Consider the following 1,052-nt stretch of genomic DNA (forward strand, 5'->3'; position numbering starts at 1 on the left):
TGTGGAGCCTCAACAGGTTGTCCTCGGTCAGGCCGAGTCTGCTGATTGGTGTATTATATTTTAGGCTGCCATGGGGTCGATGCCAATTGTAGCGATGGAGCCATTTTGGCAGTTGGTCGGCTCGCATGTCCGAGGTTGGGTATGCGACGGCATAGGCCCATTCCCGAAGCGCGGTCTGAATGAAGCGTTCGGCCTTGCCATTGGTTTTTGGCGTATAGGGTCTTGTTCGGACGTGCTTGAGGCCAAGTTCGCGGCAGGCGCGGGCAAATTCGCCTGAGGCATAGCAGGGACCGTTATCGGTCATGACGCGCTCGACGGTAATGCCGAGGGTATTATAGTAGGTCAGTGCCGCCTTGAGAAAGGCGACCGCGCTGTCCTTCTTTTCGTCTGGCAATATCTGCGAGAAGGCAACGCGCGAGGCGTCATCGATGGCGACGTGAACGTACTCCCAGCCAGCGCCCCAGCCTTTGCCCCTGCGCGAACTTTGGCGGGTTCGATCACCCGTGATGCGGTGGCCAACCTGGCTGAAGCGGCCAGGTTTCTTGATGTCGATATGGATCATTTCGCCGGGCCGCCCGCGCTCATAGCGTCGCACCGGTTCGGCCGGCTCGATATCCTTCAGCCTGGAAAGACCGGCGCGCTTGAGCACCCGGCTCACCGTTGCCGCCGACACGCCCGTCTGCTTGGCGATGTGCTTGCCCGTCAGCCGCTGTCGGCGCAACACTGCTATCTCGCCGGCAATGTTGGCCGCGGTTCGTCTCGGGCTTGTCCGCGGCCGCGACGACCGGTCCGCCATGCCGGCGGCGCCATCCGCCAGAAAGCGCGCCGTCCAACGAGCGACCACCTTCGACGTCACCCCATATGTCCGCGCAGCATCGGCTTTGGAACAAGCGCCATCAATACCGGCGCGCGCCATCTCCTCTCGACGCCGCGGTGTCAAACGGGCATTCTTGTGAATGTTCATTCGGTCCTCCGAGAATCACTGAAGCTTTGACAACCTCAGCTTTCTCGACCAGGGCCGAATGGACAACCTCCTGAAAGCTCACAACTAG

The 1,052-nt window shown here is 60.7% G+C and carries 1 protein-coding gene; it reads right to left on the reverse strand.

The window, feature by feature from the left end; all coding sequences use genetic code 11:
* On the reverse strand, positions 1 to 964 hold a 964-nt coding region (locus EFR00_RS32785; RefSeq protein ID WP_077993556.1), incomplete at its 3' end, for an IS481 family transposase.
* Positions 965 to 1,052 lie beyond the last annotated feature (88 nt).

It is taken from the genome of Rhizobium sophoriradicis (assembly GCF_003939025.1).
GTDB classification, from domain to species: Bacteria; Pseudomonadota; Alphaproteobacteria; order Rhizobiales; family Rhizobiaceae; genus Rhizobium; species Rhizobium sophoriradicis.